This window comes from Corynebacterium sp., assembly GCF_022712195.1.
In the GTDB taxonomy this organism is placed as follows: Bacteria; Actinomycetota; Actinomycetes; order Mycobacteriales; family Mycobacteriaceae; genus Corynebacterium.
Genome location: NZ_JALAGY010000057.1, coordinates 20,276 through 38,879, shown reverse-complemented (window position 1 = coordinate 38,879; position 18,604 = coordinate 20,276). Strand labels below are relative to the sequence as shown.

At 66.1% G+C, this 18,604-nt stretch carries 17 protein-coding genes and 1 pseudogene; 8 read left to right on the top strand and 10 right to left on the bottom strand.

Annotated elements, in window-relative coordinates; genetic code table 11:
- Positions 1-518: 518 nt before the first annotated feature.
- Entirely contained in the window at positions 519-1,082 is a 564-nt protein-coding gene (locus Q0A34_RS07050) for a recombinase family protein (RefSeq protein WP_291479293.1), read from the bottom strand.
- 154 nt (positions 1,083-1,236) lie between these two features.
- Entirely contained in the window at positions 1,237-2,259 is a 1,023-nt protein-coding gene (locus Q0A34_RS07045; RefSeq protein WP_291479292.1) for a toll/interleukin-1 receptor domain-containing protein, read from the bottom strand.
- Positions 2,260-2,427: 168 nt separating this feature from the next.
- Between Q0A34_RS07045 and Q0A34_RS07040 the strand changes: the two genes are divergently transcribed.
- The gene (locus Q0A34_RS07040; protein ID WP_291479291.1) at positions 2,428-2,745 is read left to right on the top strand and encodes a hypothetical protein; all 318 of its coding nucleotides are present in this window, start codon (positions 2,428-2,430) and stop codon (positions 2,743-2,745) included.
- A gap of 63 nt (positions 2,746-2,808) precedes the next feature.
- Positions 2,809-3,959 (top strand): IS3 family transposase gene (locus Q0A34_RS07035; protein WP_291479290.1). Its coding sequence is split into 2 segments (ribosomal slippage): positions 2,809-3,079 and positions 3,079-3,959, totalling 1,152 coding nucleotides; the frame shifts between segments, so codons are not numbered across the junction.
- A gap of 156 nt (positions 3,960-4,115) precedes the next feature.
- Here Q0A34_RS07035 and def read toward each other — a convergent pair.
- Positions 4,116-4,676 (bottom strand): peptide deformylase, encoded by a 561-nt coding sequence (gene def / locus Q0A34_RS07030; protein WP_291479289.1) that lies wholly within the window; start codon positions 4,674-4,676, stop codon positions 4,116-4,118.
- A 60-nt stretch (positions 4,677-4,736) separates the two neighbouring features.
- Positions 4,737-5,342: a helix-turn-helix domain-containing protein gene (locus Q0A34_RS07025; RefSeq protein ID WP_291479288.1), complete on the bottom strand. Its 606-nt coding sequence runs from the start codon at positions 5,340-5,342 to the stop codon at positions 4,737-4,739.
- Between the two features lie 83 nt (positions 5,343-5,425).
- Between Q0A34_RS07025 and Q0A34_RS07020 the strand changes: the two genes are divergently transcribed.
- The gene (locus tag Q0A34_RS07020; protein ID WP_291479287.1) at positions 5,426-6,235 is read left to right on the top strand and encodes a DUF3626 domain-containing protein; all 810 of its coding nucleotides are present in this window, start codon (positions 5,426-5,428) and stop codon (positions 6,233-6,235) included.
- 101 nt (positions 6,236-6,336) lie between these two features.
- Here the strand turns inward: Q0A34_RS07020 and Q0A34_RS07015 are convergent.
- A protein-coding gene (locus Q0A34_RS07015; protein WP_291479286.1) for an IS3 family transposase occupies positions 6,337-7,487 on the bottom strand; the annotation gives its coding sequence in 2 pieces (ribosomal slippage) (positions 6,337-7,217 and positions 7,217-7,487; 1,152 coding nt in all).
- 100 nt (positions 7,488-7,587) lie between these two features.
- On the opposite strand from Q0A34_RS07015, the gene Q0A34_RS07010 reads away from it, so the two are divergent.
- Positions 7,588-7,767: a hypothetical protein gene (locus Q0A34_RS07010; protein WP_291479285.1), complete on the top strand. Its 180-nt coding sequence runs from the start codon at positions 7,588-7,590 to the stop codon at positions 7,765-7,767.
- A gap of 253 nt (positions 7,768-8,020) precedes the next feature.
- Positions 8,021-9,274, top strand: a pseudogene (locus tag Q0A34_RS07005) (IS256 family transposase).
- 207 nt (positions 9,275-9,481) lie between these two features.
- Here the strand turns inward: Q0A34_RS07005 and Q0A34_RS13725 are convergent.
- On the bottom strand, positions 9,482-9,772 hold the full coding sequence (locus Q0A34_RS13725; protein WP_363316435.1) for a helix-turn-helix domain-containing protein: 291 nt from the start codon (positions 9,770-9,772) through the stop codon (positions 9,482-9,484).
- Positions 9,773-10,060: 288 nt separating this feature from the next.
- Positions 10,061-11,569 carry a recombinase family protein gene (locus Q0A34_RS07000; RefSeq protein ID WP_291479284.1) on the bottom strand — a complete coding sequence of 503 codons (1,509 nt, stop codon included), beginning with the start codon at positions 11,567-11,569 and terminating at the stop codon, positions 10,061-10,063.
- A 36-nt stretch (positions 11,570-11,605) separates the two neighbouring features.
- Here Q0A34_RS07000 and Q0A34_RS06995 point away from each other — a divergent pair, with 36 nt between their 5' ends.
- Positions 11,606-12,871 (top strand): ComEC/Rec2 family competence protein, encoded by a 1,266-nt coding sequence (locus tag Q0A34_RS06995; protein ID WP_291479294.1) that lies wholly within the window; start codon positions 11,606-11,608, stop codon positions 12,869-12,871.
- An 11-nt stretch (positions 12,872-12,882) separates the two neighbouring features.
- On the opposite strand, the gene Q0A34_RS06990 is transcribed toward Q0A34_RS06995, so the two are convergent.
- A complete protein-coding gene (locus tag Q0A34_RS06990) occupies positions 12,883-13,239 on the bottom strand; it encodes a VOC family protein (RefSeq protein ID WP_291479283.1) in 357 nt (118 codons plus the stop codon).
- A 69-nt stretch (positions 13,240-13,308) separates the two neighbouring features.
- Between Q0A34_RS06990 and holA the strand changes: the two genes are divergently transcribed.
- The gene (gene holA / locus Q0A34_RS06985; protein ID WP_291479282.1) at positions 13,309-14,289 is read left to right on the top strand and encodes a DNA polymerase III subunit delta; all 981 of its coding nucleotides are present in this window, start codon (positions 13,309-13,311) and stop codon (positions 14,287-14,289) included.
- Between the two features lie 270 nt (positions 14,290-14,559).
- A complete protein-coding gene (locus tag Q0A34_RS06980) occupies positions 14,560-16,380 on the top strand; it encodes an NAD(P)/FAD-dependent oxidoreductase (RefSeq protein WP_291479281.1) in 1,821 nt (606 codons plus the stop codon).
- Between the two features lie 13 nt (positions 16,381-16,393).
- On the opposite strand, the gene Q0A34_RS06975 is transcribed toward Q0A34_RS06980, so the two are convergent.
- Positions 16,394-17,491 carry a prolyl oligopeptidase family serine peptidase gene (locus Q0A34_RS06975; RefSeq protein ID WP_291479280.1) on the bottom strand — a complete coding sequence of 366 codons (1,098 nt, stop codon included), beginning with the start codon at positions 17,489-17,491 and terminating at the stop codon, positions 16,394-16,396.
- 62 nt (positions 17,492-17,553) lie between these two features.
- Positions 17,554-18,546 (bottom strand): prolyl oligopeptidase family serine peptidase, encoded by a 993-nt coding sequence (locus tag Q0A34_RS06970; RefSeq protein WP_291479279.1) that lies wholly within the window; start codon positions 18,544-18,546, stop codon positions 17,554-17,556.
- Positions 18,547-18,604 lie beyond the last annotated feature (58 nt).

Sequence of the window (18,604 nt, the reverse complement as noted above, 5' to 3'; positions counted from 1 at the left end):
GTCGTCGAACGATCCTTCGCCCTGGCCAATCAATGGCGAGCCCTGGCCACCCGTTACGACAAACTCGCGATCACCTACCGCGCCGCCGTCACACTCTGTTCGATCCTGTCCTGGGTACGCCTATTGGGAGACACGCCCTAGGTGACGGAAAAACATGCCCTGCGGTTGCGCGTGGAGTAGACGCTTGTACCCGCATGTCCACATGCCCGGTTCCCGCGCGCAGGCGGACTCCGAGCCAGGCGGGGAGTCACTGCGCACAATCCCAGGGAGCGCTCCAGGCCCGCGTCGTTCACCGCGAAGCGGTGTCCTGTGCGAGACCTCTCTGCACGCTCGGGGGTCAGAATAACACCGGGGTGTTCTGACGCCAGTGAGCCCGCACGCATATGCCCAATGACATGCAGGAATGACCCTCGGAGCGGTCAGGTCTATCACCCTCCTCACTCACTGCGTGGCCCCCTGGTGCTCGCCCGCGCGCGAGGTCCACGCTCATGTGTGGACCCACAATGGTGGAGGGGAAGCTAGAGTCGGGTCGCGGCGATGATCTTGTGCACAGCGCCGACGGAGACGCCGATCTCTCGGGAGATCTGACGGATGGATTCGCCGTCGTTGTGCCTGCTGAGGATTACCCGACGGGTGTCATCGCTTAGGGGAGGGCGGCCGCCGACCTTCCCGCGTTGGCGGGCGGCGTCGAGTCCACTGCGAGTCTTGCGGGAGATGTCCCGTCGGCGATCTTCCGCGAGTGCCAGTGCGAGGTCCAGGATGAGGGAGCGTTCGGTGTGTTCGCCGGCGGCGATGCCGTCGAGGACTTTCACAGAGATGCCGCGCTCGAAGAGATCGTTGAGGGTGATCAGTCCCTCCAGGAGGTTGCGGCCGAGTCGGTCGACTTCCTGGACGGTGAGCATGTCGTCGGTGTCGGGTCGGAGGTAGTTCAATGCTGCGGTGAGACCGGGGCGACGGTCGACCGCGAGCGTGCCGCTGACTTTCTCCTCGAACACCTGGATGCAGATCGGATCGAGAGCGTCGTGCTGCCGGCGGGTGTCCTGTGTGCTCGTGGAGACCCGGACAAGACCAATCAGTGCCATAGGTTCGCCCTCTTTTGTTCATATACCGTGTTCGTGTACTGCGCGGGAGTGTACCAGTAAATGAACGACTAAATGAACAGGCGCTCCTGCAAGTTCCCGATTCGGAGCCCCACGGTCCGGACCGTTCATTTAACGGTCGTTTTATGAACCCCGGTCATGAGTCTCTAGCCGGAAGATCATCGGGATTCAGGGAAGCGGTCCGGTCAGATGCGATCACGAACCGCAGCAGCGCGATCGGTTGGTCGCAACGCGTGGAGTCCCGGAACACGACCTCATCAAGAATGAGCAGCGCCCAGTATCCTTGGTGGTTCATCATCACGATGATGTCGCCAGGGTGGGAAATCTCGCTGTCATTGCTCATCGAGAGCATGGACAGGTCTTCAAAACGCTCGGCCTGTTGCGTACTGGCCGGAATCAGCCCGATCCTTCCATTATCGGCGATACGCCCACTGTAGTGCCGTACATCCTGTGGTCGATGAGAGCTGTCCGCATTCCACGGGTAGTCAAGGTGTAAATCGAAGCAGGCATCGCCAGCGCCGATAGAGTATCGCCCGCCGTTCTCATGCAGATTTATCTCGATCTGTCCCTTCAGCCGGGCGTCATGCCAGTTTGAAGGGGAATTTCTGATGTTGGCCCTAGCCTGCCACTCAGTAGCGTTCGCAAATGGGTTCTTTCCCAGTGGCGGTGCACTTTCTATCGGGACACCATGCAGCTCCCTCAATAACTTCTCGAACGCGGTATCGTAGTCTTCGCGGAAGTCCACCCATGACCGATTTCCAAGGTCTCGAGGAAGAATCGGGGCACCCGTAGTGGCTCCAGAGTCAGGGACAATCGGTATCACGCGGTTCGAATCCGGTTCCCTATAGACAGTCCGGGACATGACGGTTGTTTCCGTCCCTACGCCGGAGTGTTGCTCTCCCCGGGCGTCGGCCTTGCGCCCGTAATCGTCCGAGAGGATGACCAAGACACGGACTGAAGTGTCACCGTACTTCTCCATGTACAGGTCTAGGTCGTGACCGAGACGAACATCCCACAGGTCAAGGTGGACATCGACCTTGTTGGCACGCAGGCGACTGGCTAGCGATCTCACCCAGGCAGCGTGTTCTTCGCTCGCCCGCGAGTATGAGATGAAGACGACGGGTGGCTCGTCCTGGTTGTTGTCTACTATTGCTTCCATCGGCTTATTGTCCCACAACAACGCCCCGAGGTGCAGGTTAGTCCCTCTGACGAGCGACTGACCGTATGCGAGCTAGAACTAGGTCTTGCCTGACTCCGGGATATGTAGTTAGGTTGTTCTATGAATAATGGACATTCTTCGACGTTTATCTTGCGGCCCGAGGTCAGCATGGCCTACTTCGACGATCCATGTGTGTGGAGGGTGAAAGAGAAGGCGAGCTCGATTGCGATCCGCCCCTCGATGGGCTGGTGGCACCGTATCCTTCGTAGAGATATGCCCCCAGTGGAAGTAACGCAGCAGATGTTCCGTGATCTCTGGGCTCCGGAATGTCACTGGGCCGTCGCTGCCCGGTTCGATCACGACTATCGCCTTAGCGACCTGTGGCAGGCGATGGTGGACGGGGAGAAAGACGATGTGGCTGGAGCAGTCTATGTGACGGTGTCTGCATACGCAGATGGTCGACACTGGGCTGACCCCATCTATTAGGTCCGGTGGTTATGATAGTCGTCTTACCGCCCACAGCAACGGGCAGAAAGACTGGTCACCACCATGACGAACAGACCGAAACGTCACACCCCAGAACAGATCGTGCGCAAGCTCAGCCACGCCGACAAGATGATCACCGAAGGCACCGACATCGCCGGGGTATGCCGAGACCTCGGAGTCTCCGAACCGACCTACTACCGGTGGAGGAAACGCTACGGCGAGCTCAACGCCGATGACGCCAAACGCCTCAAGCACCTTCAGAAGCAGAACACCACACTCAAACGCCTGCTCGCGGAAGCGGAACTGGAGAAAGCCGCGCTCAAGGAGCTGGCGGAGGGAAACTTCTAGGCCCGGGCAGACGCCGCGCTGGCGTCACTCACTTGATCAGAACACTGCAGGTGAGCGAACGCATGGCGTGCCGTGTGTCCGGGCTGAGCAGGTCCGCCTACCGCCGCGGGCTCAAAGGAGAGATGGCCGCCGACCCAGACCGGGCATTACGCGATTGGTTGCGCGACTGGGCGCGCAGTCACCCACGATACGGGTACCGCCGGGCATATCATGATGCCCGCGCCGAGGGCTGGGTCGTGAACCATAAGAAGATCCAACGCCTGTGGCGTGACGAGGGCCTACGTGTCCCGCAGCGGCGTCGCCGCAAGCGCGTTGGGTCCTCGACTGTCAATGCGCCCACAGCGCACGCCCCGAACGTGGTGTGGGCGGTGGACTTCCAGTTCGATTCCGACGAACAGGGCCGGGCGGTCAAGATCTGCTCCATCGTCGATGAGCACACCAGGGAATGCATCGGCGGTCTGGTCGAACGGTCTATCACCGCTGAGCGGCTCACCGCACACCTTGACGGCCTCGTCGCCGTTCGCGGCGCCCCGGCGGTGCTCAGGTCGGACAACGGTCCGGAGTTCATCAGCCAGGCGATGGCCGACTGGGCCGGAACATGTACGGGGTTGTTCTACATTCCGCCGGGCTCCCCATGGCGCAATGGGTTCGTCGAGTCGTTCAACAGCCGAATCCGCGACGAGTGCCTGAACATCACCAGTTTCTACTCACTGCTGCACGCCCAGGTCGTGATCGACGACTGGAAGACCGAGTACAACCATCACCGCAAGCACTCATCCCTGGGCTACCTCGCGCCGGTGGACTATGCTCGGCAATGCACCCATCACATCGACACCGACGACTCGCAGAGCGTCCGGACCGAATGAAGGGGACGGCCCAGGTGCGCTCGCGCTCCCAGCATCGCTTCTCGTGGCCTCGAATCGGAGTCTGCGGGACTTCCGGCTGTAAGGACTGCCGCATGGACGACGCCCGGCGAGACCCGATGCTTGCCGAGCGCCTCGCAGCGGGTACGAGGAGATGGCCTACGCGGGCCAGGTGCGGGGGTATCGCTTGGCGATCTTCTTATGCTGGCGGTGGATGTCGCGGCGCTCAGCCGGCGTGAGATGGTCTTCCATCACGATGCCATTGATGTGGTCGGTCTCGTGCTGCAGGCACCGTGCGAGGGTTCCGTTTCCGGCGACCTTGATGGGCTCACCAAACTGGTTATAGCCGTGGCAAACGGCAAAACCGGGGCGAGAGACCGGCAGGTATGCGCCGGGAAGCGAGAGGCACCCCTCTCCAAGGATTTCTTCTTCCGGTTCTGCGGCGAGCGCGATCGTGGGGTTGCAGACGAGGCCCCGGCGCTCGCGGCCAAAGGCGTCGTGGCATTCGTAGACGAACACGGCAAGGTCCACGCCGATCTGCGGTGCAGCCAGACCGGCGCCGTCCGCGGCGGTGTTCGTGGCGAACATGTCGCAGAGCAGTTTCCACAGATCGGGGCCGAAGTCTGTGACCCGCCTGGCCGGCCGATGTAGCACATCGTCTTCGCCCCACCGGACGATCGGACGGGCCGAGCCCAGAGACATGAGCTGTTCCAGAGGCATATCGAGTGGCTCCTCTTCATCTCGGGTAGTCGCCATTCTCATGGCGGCAACCGTGGTGCGTCAGTCGTCCTGGCTTGTACTTTCCGGGATAAGGAGCGTCGCCAGGCTGACTCTATGTTCGTCAAGACCGCCGCGCGAGCGGAGATAGGGTTCGAGAACGGTCCTGAGCTGCTCCTGGACGTCGCCGAGATCGTCCTCAGTCAGGTGCAGGATGGTTTGCCCGTAACCGAACAGCGGCATCGCCGCTTCATCGTCGCGTGCGATGAAACGGTCGAACTCGGCCGCCTGATGAGCAAGGAACACGGTGAACGCCTGCCGATGCTGCTCCTCGGACATCTGCGCGGCGTCCTCGGCGTTCATCTGTGCCGCATCTTCGACGAGCGCGAGCGTGCGCTCCACCGCCCCACGCACCCGTCGTTCGGACACGATCGTCAACACCCCGGCATCCAGGAGGGTGTTGACATGCCGATAGACAGTTGCAGCAGCGACATCATCGAAGAGTCCGGCAAGCTCCGCGGTGGTCATGGTCCGTCCTGTCATCGCTTGCAGAATCCGCAACCTCAGCGGGTGCAGGATCAGTTCGAGCGTCGACGCTTGGGCCGCCATGCGACGGACGGATGAGCCAGGCTGGCCGGCTACGGGGTCACGAGTTTCGCGGTTTGCCATCATGTTCCACGGTTCGCAGACTAGCGATTAGTTGCATAGCCGTTAATATTAGCGAGTCGATCCAATCGAAGCAAGGAAGATGCATGACAACGCCTGACGCGGATCCTGGCAGTGCCCCGGGCGGTCTCGCCCGACGAGTGGCCCGCGTGACGCTGCAGTTCCATCCCGACTGGCCGTATCGCGACGGTCTGGTCATCGAGTCGATGGTGCACGACGGCAGATATCGGTCCCAGTTCGAGACCGGTACGAGCAACGGTGGGTTGACCGCGCATCCGGGTGGTGATCGATTCCGGTGGGAGAGCCGGCTCTTCGTAGGGCGATACGACAGCCTCCCCGCTCACACGCGGCCGGTCTACGGTGCCTGGAACCGGAGGGGAGACCTCTATGGCGGTTCGCCGAGGTTCGGGTCCGCATATTTCCGCCTCACGCCAGAAGCGACAGCCTGGTCGACCTTCTGCTTCCCCGACAGCGTCCACGAACCCACCGAAGTGGGCGGGGAGGTCGAACTGCCACGGCTCGTGCAACTCGCCGACCAGGGAGGCCAGGACTATCTCGATGACTACATCGAAGCCCACGTCCACAGGCCGGTGTTCTTCGGCACGCATGTCGAGGCGCTCGTGCTCGACCCCTGCCATCGCGACGGAGCCGTTCACGAGTACGCAGAGCAGCTCGGCTGCCCTATCGAGTTCCACCACGGATTCCGCGTCGACACCGCTTGGTTGGACCGAGACTATCGAGGCGAGGAGCCGGTGCGGGTCGCCCAGAGCCTGGCGCGAACGTTGACCCCCGATCGCCTTGCCGAGGCCGCACGCAGCGGCAAACAGGATCCGCAGACCGTGAAGTACGCATGGCACCTGCTCGCACGCTTCGGGCGAAAGGGCAGTGAACGTTGAGAACGCTGACGCTCGTTCGGATCGCACTACGAGGATTAGAGTTCGCTCCCCCTGGAGCGCAACTTTCCAGCTCTTGGTGAGCGTGAGTGGGCCGCCCCCCTTCATTCGGTCCGGACGCTCTGTGAGTCGTCGGTGTCGATGTGATGGGTGCATTGCTGAGCGTACTCGATGGGGGGTAGGTAGCCGAGCGAGGAGTGCCGGCGGTGATGGTTGTACTCGTCTTTCCAGTCGCCGATCACGACCTGCGCGTGCAGCAGCGAGTAGAAGCTGTTGATGTTGAGGCACTCGTCGCGGAGCCGGCTGTTGAACGACTCGACGTACCCGTTCCGCCACGGCGAGCCCGGTGGGATGTAGGACAGGCCGGTGCGGGTGCCTGCCCAGTCGGCCATCGCTTCGCTGATGAACTCCGGCCCGTTGTCGGACCTGAGCACAGCGGGAGCGCCGCGGACGGCGACGAGATCCTCGAGATGCGCGGTGAGCCGGTCGGCGGTGATCGACCGCTCGACCAGCCCGCCGATGCATTCCCGGGTGTGCTCATCGACGATCGAGCAGATCTTGATCGGCCGGCCCTGCTCGTCGGCGTCGAACTGGAAGTCCACCGCCCACACCACGTTCGGCGCGTCCGCTGTTGCGGGGTCGACGGTCGAGGACCCGACGCGTTTGCGACGCCGCTGCTGCGGGACGCGGAGGCCCTCGTCACGCCAGAGGCGGTGGATCTTCTTGTGGTTCACGACCCAGCCCTCGGCGCGCGCATCGTGATACGCGCGTCGGTACCCGTAACGGGGGTGTTTCTTCGCCCAGGCACGCAGCCAGTCCCGCAACGCCCGGTCCGGGTCTGCGGTCGTGTCGCCCTTGAGCGGCCGCCGGTACGCGGAGTGGGACAGCCCGACCAGACGACACGCCATCCGTTCACTCACCTGCAGTGTCCTGATCAGGTGAGCGACGGCGGCGCGGCGCCTGCCCGGGCCTAGAAGTTTCCCTCAGCCAATTCCTTGAGCGCGGCCTTCTCCAACTCCGCCTCGGCGAGCAGCCGCTTGAGCGTCGCGTTCTGCTTCTCGAGCTCCTTCAGGCGCTTCGCGTCGTCGGCCTTCAACCCGCCGTACTGGTTACGCCACCGGTAGTACGTCTGCTCGGACACCCCGAGCTCCCGGCACACCGCCGCGACATCCGCGCCGTCGGCGAGCATCCTGTCGGCCTGCCCGAGCTTGCGGACGACCTGTTCCGGGGTGTGACGCTTCCTGCTGTTGGACATGATCTGACCAGTCTCCCTGCCCAAACCCTCGGGCGACAGGACGACTCTCAGAACCACCGGACCTACGAAACGGGGTCAGCCCACCACCACTGGCATCGCGGTGGAGACCATCGCCCATCACATCGACACTGACCAGATTTCCTGGCGACACGGGATTAACAACACCATCCTGGTTGACCGCGAGGACATTGAACTCCGCCTGGTCAACGGGGCGATGCGCCAACATCCTGATGACATCGCAGAAGCTGTCTCAGCCCTGAGTGCCTTCGCCCTGGCCTAGTCACGCATCCACCCCGTGGAGTACCACGGGGACAATCCACCCGTCGCGAGGGCACCACAGCCCCCGACCCACCCGACAAGGACACCAATCTGCCATGCACACCGACATCACCACACACCCGACGGCCCTGACAGCACTAGTAGAGCCCCATAGAGTGGTGTAACGCACGGCGGCCCGCACTCGGATACGGGCGCGGCCACCGTGTGGTCCTTCGAGTCAACCTTCCACAGAATCCTCGAACGGAGTCACAACGATGACCGCTTCTCACATTATCGACCCTCACCCCCTCCTCGGTGAAGCCCTGTCCGGAGCGTCTCCAGACATGATGCGCACCCTGCTCCAGACCATCATCAACACCCTGCTCTCCGCCGACGCCGACGCAGTGGCAGGAGCCGAGTGGGGCAAGCCTTCCCCGGACCGGACCACGCGCCGTAACGGCTACCGCCACCGCGAACTCGACACCCGGGTCGTCACAATCGATGTGGCCGTACCGAAGCTGCGTACTGGGACCTACTTCCCCGAATGGCTCCTCGAACGGCGCAAACGCGCCGAGTCCGCCTTGATCACCGTCGTCGCCGACTGCTACCTCGCAGGCGTCTCCACCCGCGGCATGGACAAGCTGGTGAAGACGCTGGGCATCAACGCCCTGTCGAAGTCCCAGGTCTCACGTATGGCCGCTGATCTCGACGAGCAGGTCGAGGCCTTCCGCCACCGGCCCCTCGATCAGGCTGGTCCGTTCACCTTCGTCGCCGCGGACGCGTTGACGGTGAAAGTCCGCGAGGGTGGGCGCGTGGTCAACGCCGTCGCGCTCGTGGCGACCGGGGTCAACGGTGATGGCCACCGGGAGGTCCTCGGCCTGCGTGTGGCCACCAGTGAGACCGGCACGGCGTGGAATGAGTTCTTCGCCGACCGCACAGCCCGCGGTCTGGGTGGGGTGCGCCTGGTCACCAGCGATGCCCACGCCGGTCTGAAGGACGCGATCGCAGCGAACCTGCCCGGCGCAGTCTGGCAGCGGTGCAGGACGCACTACGCGGCCAACCTCATGGGCATCTGCCCGAAGAGCATGTGGCCAGCGGTCAAAGCGATGCTCCACAGCGTCTACGACCAGCCCGACGCGGCCGCGGTAGAAGCGCAGTTCGACCGGCTCTTGGATTACGTGGGGGAGAAGCTGCCCAACGTTCATGACCACCTCGACGCGGCCCGGGTCGATATTCTGGCGTTTGCGACATTCCCGAAAGACGTGTGGTCCTAGATCTGGTCGAACAATCCCGCCGAGCGCCTCAATCGGGAGATCCGCAGGCGCACCGATAGTGTGGGGATCTTCCCGAACCGTGCTGCGATTGTGCGACTGGTGGGGGCCGTGTTGGCCGAGCAGACCGATGAGTGGGCCGAGGGGCGACGCTACCTCGGGCTTGAGGTCCTCGCGCGGTGCCGACTCACGTCCATCGAGAGCACGGGGGCGGAGGTGAGTGCCGACACGGGTACCGGACTTGAACTCAGCGCCTGAGAACCTCAAACGAAGGATCAAAGCGTTACACCACTACAAGGGACTTGACCGTACCGCGTGGGTTGTCGTCGACAAGCCGTCGTTTCCATCCGGGATGCTCGCCGGGATCGGGCGCCGGTTGATCGATCTTCGCTGTGAACGGCCACCGAGTCATGATCTACGCCACCCCCTGCAGGATCCGGGCGACCTCGGCGGCACGGCCCTGCGTCAGCGGGGGAGCGGTGCGTGCGATCTCACCGGCCCACTCGCGATATCGGTGGGGCTCATGTGCCTGGCACCACGGGTGGCGATAGCCGGCATTGCGTCCAGGTCGACCTGGCGGATGCGGTAGGTCCCGTTGATCATCGAGGCCGGCAGGTCACCGGACTGAATCCGGCGACGGATACTCTTCTCGCTGCACTCCAGGTATCGGGCGGCAGCCGAGATGGTGAGGGTTGCGACGCCATTGGACGTCTGGGTATGTGTGGACACGACAAATCTCCTGGTATTCGTCCACATCGCACTGTGGCGCTACCAGACCCAATCGGCGGTCCAGCCCGGGGAGTGTCCCCTACCAGGCAATCTCTCGGCACCGGGCCTCCGTCGCGGCCCGCCGTAACCGTCAGCGACGGTCAGACACCCTGCCCCACGGTGTCCCTGGCCTCCTGCCTGTGTCTCCAGGGGATGTCGGGCCAAGCTGACCGACGGTGTCGGTCACTGAAGAGGATTGACTCTTAGTCTACACCTGATCAAAACATTTGTCTACCCCGAATATTCCATTATTGAGAACTGCTAGTCTACCCAGGATTATCGCCACCTGATCTCCACACGATCCGGGTCGATGCCCTTCCTGCCATGCACCGCCGCCCGGCTGACCACCGGGACCATGAGCGCCCTCACGATGTGACGCCGACGGTCGAGATTCAGGCCCTCCCATGCTGCACGGATATCCTCGGCACCGGCCAGAGCGACCACCGCAGGGTCCGCACCAGACAGGTCCTCCAGCTCGCGGGTTAGTGTCTCGATCCTGGGTGTCACCCGTGCCTCCTGATCCAGCAGCACACTGATGTCCAGCGTCTCCGCTGCCTGCGCCCGGACCTGGTCGAGATATGCCTGCATCCGTGAGATCTCGTCGATCAGCCGCTGCCGCTCGGTATCTACCAGGTCATCATCTGTGCTGGTCAGGGCAAGGAAATCGGGCCTGCTCAGACGGGCGATCACGGCTTCGGTGACGAGGGTGTCGAGGTGTGTCTCCTTCATCGACACGTGGAATCCAGAGCCCCCACTCTGACTTCCTGTGCACTGATAGGTCCGGTACATCTCTCGATTCGGGTTCCGCGACCCGTCTGACAGACGAGGACGACCTGCGTACTGCTTGCCCGTCGTCATCACCGACCCACACACGGCACACAGCGCGATACCACTGCAGAGATGCTGTGGCCGGAAACCGCGCGAGGGCCTGCTACGACCCGACAGCAGTGCCTGTACCTGGGAAAACTCCTCCTCGGTGACCAGGCCATCCCAGACGGCGTCACCGACGACCTCACCGTTATACACGCGCTTTCCCGCGTAAGCGGGGTTCCTCAGTACCTCACGGGCCGCCTCTGCCGTCCATTGCTGCACCCGGGTGGAGGACCGTACCGGTCTCCGTGTTGCAACACCATCGGCATTGAGGCCCTTGGCTATCGAGTAGCACCCCGACCCGGCCAGTGCCTCCCTGAAGATGCGCTTGACCACTGGACCCTGCTCAGGATGCTCGACAACCGCTGTCACTGTCCGGTGACCCCGGTCATCGGTCGCGTACTCCCTGGTGAAGCCGTAGAGATTCTTCCCGTGGACCCGGCCCTCCCGTGCTGCCGCCGCCGTCCGCCGCCTGATCCGCTCTGCCGTCCGCCGACTCTCCGCAGTCGACACGACACCGGTGATTCCCGAGGCCAGACGGTCATCCGTGGTGGTCATGTCGTACAGACGACCTCCGTACCCGAGGAGGACACCGGCGTCCTCGCAGGCGTCCTCCAGTGTTGCTCGCTCCGCATCTGACCTGGCGAAACGCGATTGCTCCCAGGCCAGGACGGCGTCGACCGTTCCACTCTCGACCACCGCCAGGAGCTCACCGAACCGACTGCGTCGTCGTCGTGACCCCCGCGACGCTGACCCCACGTCTCTGATGATCGTGACCACGGACCACCCCTCCCGGTCAGCCCACGCCTGGACAGCGTCGACCTGGTCCGCGACGGAGATTGACGAGTCCTCATCCCGACCGTGCGACTCCCTGGCATAGACCGCTACCGTGCTGACCTGGTGATTCTGTGTCATGCGGGTAGCCTAGCAGAGACACCTATCTAATAAGGTATCTCCGGGGCGAACCTCGCTATCGCCACCGGCAGTGTGCTGGTGCTGGTGACGGCGTGGGGGTGGCCGGTGTGGTCACGCTACCTGGCGGCCTTCCTGTGCCTGCTCGCCTTCGTGGTGCTCGTCGGTCCCGAGCCCAGTGTGCTGCGGGCCGCGGTGATGGGGGCCGTGGGGCTGATGGCGGCGCTGTCGGCGCGCCGGGCCCACGGTTACGCCGCCCTGTCGGCGGCGGTCATCGTGCTTCTGGGTGTCGACCCGGGGCTGGCGGTGGAGTACGCGTTCATCCTGTCTGTGGCGGCGACCGCGGGCATCGTGGCGCTCGCACCGCTGATCACCCGCCGGATACTGCAGTACTGGACGGACCGCAGGACAGCCCGGTGCGGACGCCACCGTCCGCCGGCCCGGTGGCAGGCCATGCTCGTGGGGCTCTTCGCGGTGAGTCTGGCGGCCGACGTGGTGACCGCACCGGTGATCGTGCAGATGACCGGGGTGGTCTCCCCGACGGCGGTGCTGGCCAATGTGCTGGTCGGGGTGGCGGTCCCGCCGGTGACGGTGGTCGGCATGCTCGGCGCGCTCGTCGGCGGAGTGCACACCGGGGTGGCGACGGTGGTGCTGTGGCCGGCGGCGCTGCCGGCGTGGTGGATCCTCGCTGTCGCGAGGGTGCTGTCCGGCGTCCCGGTGCTGCACACCCCGGGAGGTGCGACTGCCGCGGCGGGAACGGTGCTCGTCGCTGCGGCGGTGGTGCTGGTCGTGGTGTCGTCACGGTGGCGGCGCAGGGCGGTGGCCGTGCTGCTCCTCGCCGCGACGGCGGTGGCCGCCGGACTGCAGCGCGGGGTGCTGGTGGCCGGGCCCTACGCGCTGGCGACGGGGAAGGACACCGCACTGGTGCGGGTGTGGGCCGACGACCTGGATGAGGTCGACTGGTATCTGGGTGTGCGGCCGACGGCGTCGGGAGGACCGGAGATACTCCGTGGACCTGCAGGAGAGGACGCTGAGGTCATCGTCGTCGGTGATGAAGCGGCAGTCATGCTGCACGAGTACCGGTTGAACGCGGTGGACGGCACGCAACCGCCGGAGCGTCCCGACCTGTACGTGGTGACCGGCTGTGGTCGCAGCAGGGGGATGCCGAGCCGTACACCGGGCGGGGTTCCGGTGGCGTTTCCTTTCCGGGACGGCACGGTGGTGCTCGGTAGCGTGGGGGCGGTCGAGGGGTTGTACGCCGACGGGATCGTGGACAGGGGCCTGTTCTGCGGAACGCGGAGGTGACTGGACCTATGTCAGTCGCCCGGCGGTGTGTGCATCCCGACGTTGATGACGGTGCCCTGCGAATCACGGTAGAAGAAACGGGTCACGCCCCACGGCTCCTCGGTGAGCCGGTGAACGATCTCGAGGCCGGCGGCCGTGACCCGCTCCAGTGCCACGGACACGTCGTCGACGAAGATCGAGACGGCCGGGCAGACCGTGGCCGTCGCGTCGGCGGGCATGAGACTGAGCTGGTGACCCGCGTCATCACCGAGGGTGACGATCCAGCCGTGGTCCATGAGGATCTCGAACCCCAGGACGTCCCTGTGCTCGGCGACCGCCCGCGGCAGATCGGCGACCACGACATTCGGCACCACCCGTTCAACCTGCATGGAACCACTCTATACCGTGCACGTCCGGACGTCGCGCCGGGAAAATCGCCGGGCGATAGACTGGCACCCATGGCAACCAGCTCCCGCCCACCGGCACCGGTGAACCTCATCGTCGGCAACGACAGCTTCCTCGCCGAACGGGCCCGGCACCGTGTCGTCGCCGCCACCCGCGCCCACGCCGGGATCGACGACCTGCCGGTCGACATGCGCAGGACCTCCGATCTCAACGCCGGTGAACTGGCGGAACTGCTCAGCCCGTCCCTGTTCGCCGAAGACCGGATCGTGGTCGTCACCGGGGTGGAGGAGGCGGCGAAGGAGTCCGTCGCCATGATCGAGATGGCCGTGTCCGACCCGGCGCCCGGGGTGGTGCTGATCCTGCAGCACACCGGCAAGGGGCGGCAGAAGTCCCTGGTCACCTCCCTGCCGAAGAAGGGGCCCAAAGGCACGGTCGAGGTGCACTCGGCCGCCGAGCTCAAGGGCCGGGAACGGCAGAGCTTCGTCGAGCAGGAGTTCCGGGACCACAAGGTGCGCGTGACCCCGGACGTCACCGCCGCACTCCTCGACTCGGTGGGCACGGACCTGCGGGAGCTGGCCAGTGCGATCAGCCAGCTCGTCGCCGACACCGACGGCAACGTCACCGTGGAGACCGTGCACCGCTACTACCAGGGCTCCGCGGAGGTCTCCGGCTTCGACGTCTCCGACCTCGCCGTCGCCGGACGGGCGGACCAGGCGCTGGGGTCGGCGCGCCGGGCACTGCAGCTGGGTGTGCACCCGGTGCTGCTGGCGTCGGCGCTCTCGGGCATGGTGGGGGACATCGCCCGTGTCCACGGTGCGCGGGTCAACCCCCGGCAGCAGGCGGGGGAGTACGGGATGCCGCCGTGGAAGCTGGAGAAGACCGTCCGCTCGGCGCGGTCCTGGAAGGCGTCGTCGGTGGCGGCGGCAGTCCAGATCGTCGCGGAGTTGGACGCGGGGGTCAAGGGGCACGCGGCGGACGCGGAGTGGGCCGTGGAGGACGCCGTCCGGCGTATCGCGGCACTCGCGCGGGGGTGAAGGTAGCCACCCCCGTGGCGGAGTCGCCTACGGGGGTGGTCGGCGGCGTGACCGGGTTTCTTCCGACAGGAATCATTATGTCCGGACAGTGATGTTTCCAGCGTGGTCGTCAGGGGGCGGGGACTGCTCCTACCGTTGTCGGGGTCGGCTAGGTGTGACGCAGGACACACTCCGCCGGCGCCTGAACCTCTCCTGTATCCCCTGCATCTTCTGCATTCCCCCAGTCTCTCCCTCGCTCTCCGAACCCCGCGAACGAAAGGACACCGGTCCATGACAGCCGCCACGACCGACACCACCCTCCACCAGCAGGTCACCGACTGGCTCACCGCCTTCGCCGACGCACTCGACGCCACGGACCCGCAGGCCGCCGCCGACGCGGTCACAGACCTCTTCGAACCCGACGGATTCTGGCGCGACCTCGTCGTCTACACGTGGAACCTGCACACCGCGGAAGGCGTCGACGAGATAGCCGACCTCGTCCGGGAGAACCACGACCGGCTCGGCGCCACCGACCTGGTCGTCGAGGACGCCACGGACGAGGGCGAAGGTGTCACCCGGGGGACCGTCACCTTCACCACACCGGTCTTCAAGGCCCGGGCCATCGTCCGGCTGCGCGGAGGCAAGGTGTGGACACTGCTGACCTCCGCCCGCGAACTCGTCTGCCGGCCCGAACCCAAGGGCCGTAACCGTCCCAAGGGCGTCGAACACGGGCCCGAGGCGGAGAAGCTCAACTGGGCCGACAAGCGCGCCCGACGGCGTGAACGTCTCGGCTACGAGGACCAGCCCTACGTGCTGATCGTCGGAGGCGGCCAGGGCGGCATCGCCCTCGCCGCACGTCTCAAGCACCAGGGCGTGCCCACCCTGGTCGTGGAGAAGTCCGGCCGCCCCGGCGACCAGTGGCGCGGACGCTACCACTCGCTGTGCCTCCACGACCCGGTCTGGTACGACCACCTCCCCTACCTGCCCTTCCCGCCGACCTGGCCGGTGTTCACCCCGAAGGACAAGATGGGGGACTGGCTGGAGCACTACACCGGCATCATGGACCTGGACTACTGGACGAAGACCACCTGCGAGAGGGCGTCCTACGACGAGGGCTCCGGCACCTGGGAGGTCGTCGTCTCCCGTGACGGCGAACAGGTCGTCCTCAACCCCACCCAGCTGGTGCTGGCCACCGGCATGTCCGGGGTGCCGAACAAGCCGTCCTTCCCCGGCGAGGAGGACTTCCGCGGAGAGATCCGGCACTCCTCCGAACACCCCGGCGGCGAGGTCGACAAGGGGCGGCGCGTCGTGGTGCTCGGGGCGAACAACTCCGCCCACGACATCTGCAAGGACCTGCACGACAACGGTGCGCACCCGGTGATGATCCAGCGGTCCTCGACGCACATCGTGAACTCCGACGCCTTCATCCGGCACGTCACCTCACCGCTGTTCTCCGAGGAGGCCGTGGAGTCCGGGATCGACACCGACACCGCCGACATGCTCTTCGCCTCCTGGCCCTACAAGCTGCTGCCCGCCGGACAGAAGGCGGCCTTCGACAAGGTGCGCGAGGAGGACGCGGACTTCTACCGGCAGCTCGAGGACGCCGGATTCATGCTGGACTTCGGCGAGGACGAGTCCGGCCTGTTCCTCAAGTACCTGCGGCGCGGCTCGGGCTACTACATCAACGTCGGCGCCTCCGAACTCGTCGCCGACGGCTCCATCGAACTGCACAGCGGAGTCGGCATCGACCACTACACCACGGACGGGGTGGTGCTCACCGACGGCACCGAACTGCAGGCCGACGTGGTCGTCCTGGCCACCGGCTACGGGTCGATGAACGGCTGGGCGGAGATGCTGATCAGCCCGGAGGTCGCCGACAAGGTCGGCAAGTGCTGGGGACTGGGCTCCGACACCGCCAAGGACCCCGGCCCGTGGGAGGGCGAACTGCGCAACATGTGGAAGCCGACCCGGCAGGACAACCTCTGGTTCATGGGCGGCAACCTGCACCAGGGCCGACACTACTCGCGCTACCTCGCGCTGCAGCTCGCCGCCCGCCACGAGGGGCTGGACACCCCGGTGTACCGGCTCGCCCCGGTGCACCACACCTCCTGACCCCGGGGGCGGACTACGCTCCGGGCCGTTGCTCGGCCAGCTCGGTCGTCTCCCCGTCGAGCCGGTCGCCGAGCTCCTCGTGGGACAGGGTGGTGACCCGGTGGATGATCTCGAGCACCGGGGCGTAGTGCCGTGACGAGGACTTCAGGAAGGACGTGTGGTCCTCGTCGCGGAGCATCACCAGCTTCGCGTCGCCGCCGTCGCGGGTGACCGCGTCGACGTAGTGCCGCGAGTTCGCCGGCGGCACGAGCGTGTCCTTCGTGCCGTGCACCGCGACGACCGGGATGCGCCGGTTGATGTTCTGGATCGGGTCCACGCTGTCGTAACGGTCCGGGAGCTGCTCCGGGGTGCCCTTCATGGCCTTGACGATGTTCTCGTCGCCGTGCTCGGCGGCCCACACCAGGTCCAGGGGACCGGAGAGCGACACCACCCGGGTCGGGGTGAACTTCGGGTCCGCCCCCAACGTGCCGGTCTCCAGGTCGCCGCGGGTGCCCGCCCAGGCGGCGAGCTGCGCGCCGGCGCTGTGCCCGACCACCGTCTCGTCGTCGGTGGTGATCTCCGGGTGCAGCCTGTCGATGGACGGGACGTAGTCGAGGGCGTCGGCGACGTCGGTGAAGGTCTGCGGCCAGCCGCCTCCGTCGCTGACGTCACGGTACTCCACGTTGAGCACCGCCAGACCGCGGGCGGCGAGGTCGGCGGCGATGTGCCGTGACCCCGGTGCGCCGCCGTGCCAGGCACCGCCGTGGATGAACACGACCAGCGGGACGGTGTCCTCCTCGGGAGTGGTCCCGGTGTCCCCGTCGGTGTCCCCGTCGTCGTCCCCGGTGGGGAGGTAGAGGTCCGCCCAGTTCTGCGTGGGGTCCGGCGCGCCGTCGCGCACGGGGTAGATGTACCGTTCGACGAAACCCTCGGCCACCTCGTCGGACGGCACGTCGGTGACCACGGTGGCACCCTCGTGCTCGACGGGGGCCGACGGCGGTGCGGAGTGCCCGGTGGTGGAGCTGTCGCCGGAACCCGCGTCCGCGCCGCAGGCCGTCAGGGCACCGGTGAGTGCCACGGTGGCGAGGACCGGTGCGGCGCGGCGGGGACCGGGCGGGGATGACAGGGACACGGCGGGTCACTCCTCGTGGGCGGGGTGCGGGCGGACGTGTCCCCGAGCATACTGGGGCGGGCTCACCGGAAGAGACCGCCGTCCAGCTCCTGGCGGGGGACGGTCGCGGTCCGGTGGATGATCGACAGCAGGCGGCCGTAGTGGGACGACGAGGACGACAGGAACGACTTGTGGCCCGCACCGCGGAACAGGACGAGTTCGGCGTCTGCGCCGGCCTTCCGGGCCGCCTCGACGTAGCGTTCCGAGTTCCCCGGCGGGACGAGTGAGTCCCCGGTGCCGTGCACGGCGACCACGGCGAGGTCGCGGTCGATGTTGCGGATCGGGTCGATGCCGTCATACGCCCCGGGCAGTTCCGACGGGGTGCCGCCCATGGCCTCGACGATGTTGTCGTCGCCGTTCTCCGCCGCCCGGACCAGGTCCAGCGGGCCGGCGAGAGAGACCACCCGGGCGGGGGAGAACCGTGGGTTCGCGCCGACCCGGTCCTGGTCAAGCTGACCGCGGAAGCCGGCCCAGGCGGCGAGCTGCCCACCGGCGCTGTGCCCGACGACCGTGGCGTCGTCGACGGATATGCCCGGCCTGTGCCCCGCGATGGTCGGTACGTGGTCGAGGGCGTCGGCGCCGTCGGTGAAGGTCGTCGGCCACCCGCCGCCCTCGTCCGCCCCGCGGTACTCCACGTTGAGCACCGCCAGCCCCCGAGAAGCCAGGTCGGAGGAGACACGGCGGGCGCCGTGGGCACCGCCGTTCCAGGCACTGCCCTGCAGGTAGACCACCAGGGGCAGCGCACCGGCGCGGCGGTCACCTGGCGGGAGGTAGAGGTCGGCCCAGTTCTGCGCCGGGTCCGGGGCACCCCCGCGGACGGGGTAGACGATCCGCTCGACGAAGCCGTCGGCCACCTCGTCCCGCGGTACGCCGGTGACCACGGTCAGTCCGTTCGAGACGGTGGTCTCCGTGGCGGGCGGGGAGTCCGACGGCCCGTCCCCGCCGCAGGCGGAGAGCAGCACGGCGCCGAGAGCGGAGGCGGTCAGGACGGGGAGGGTTCTGCGTGGCAGCGTCACCGGCGGGCCCTCCTGTCGTGGACGTCGGGTCTGTCACCACCGGAGTGTACTGACTCCG

What these genes read in the sequence shown, in the direction of transcription:
- Q0A34_RS07040 (WP_291479291.1), top strand. Translation starts at nt 2,428, where the DNA reads ATGGCCTACTTCGACGATCCATGTGTGTGGAGGGTGAAAGAGAAGGCG.
- Q0A34_RS06990 (WP_291479283.1), bottom strand. Translation starts at nt 13,239, where the DNA reads ATGCAGGTTGAACGGGTGGTGCCGAATGTCGTGGTCGCCGATCTGCCG.
- Q0A34_RS07045 (WP_291479292.1), bottom strand. Translation starts at nt 2,259, where the DNA reads ATGGAAGCAATAGTAGACAACAACCAGGACGAGCCACCCGTCGTCTTC.
- Q0A34_RS07050 (WP_291479293.1), bottom strand. Translation starts at nt 1,082, where the DNA reads ATGGCACTGATTGGTCTTGTCCGGGTCTCCACGAGCACACAGGACACC.
- def (WP_291479289.1), bottom strand. Translation starts at nt 4,676, where the DNA reads ATGCCTCTGGAACAGCTCATGTCTCTGGGCTCGGCCCGTCCGATCGTC.
- Q0A34_RS06980 (WP_291479281.1), top strand. Translation starts at nt 14,560, where the DNA reads ATGACAGCCGCCACGACCGACACCACCCTCCACCAGCAGGTCACCGAC.
- Q0A34_RS07000 (WP_291479284.1), bottom strand. Translation starts at nt 11,569, where the DNA reads ATGACACAGAATCACCAGGTCAGCACGGTAGCGGTCTATGCCAGGGAG.
- Q0A34_RS07025 (WP_291479288.1), bottom strand. Translation starts at nt 5,342, where the DNA reads ATGGCAAACCGCGAAACTCGTGACCCCGTAGCCGGCCAGCCTGGCTCA.
- Q0A34_RS13725 (WP_363316435.1), bottom strand. Translation starts at nt 9,772, where the DNA reads ATGTGGACGAATACCAGGAGATTTGTCGTGTCCACACATACCCAGACG.
- Q0A34_RS07020 (WP_291479287.1), top strand. Translation starts at nt 5,426, where the DNA reads ATGACAACGCCTGACGCGGATCCTGGCAGTGCCCCGGGCGGTCTCGCC.
- holA (WP_291479282.1), top strand. Translation starts at nt 13,309, where the DNA reads ATGGCAACCAGCTCCCGCCCACCGGCACCGGTGAACCTCATCGTCGGC.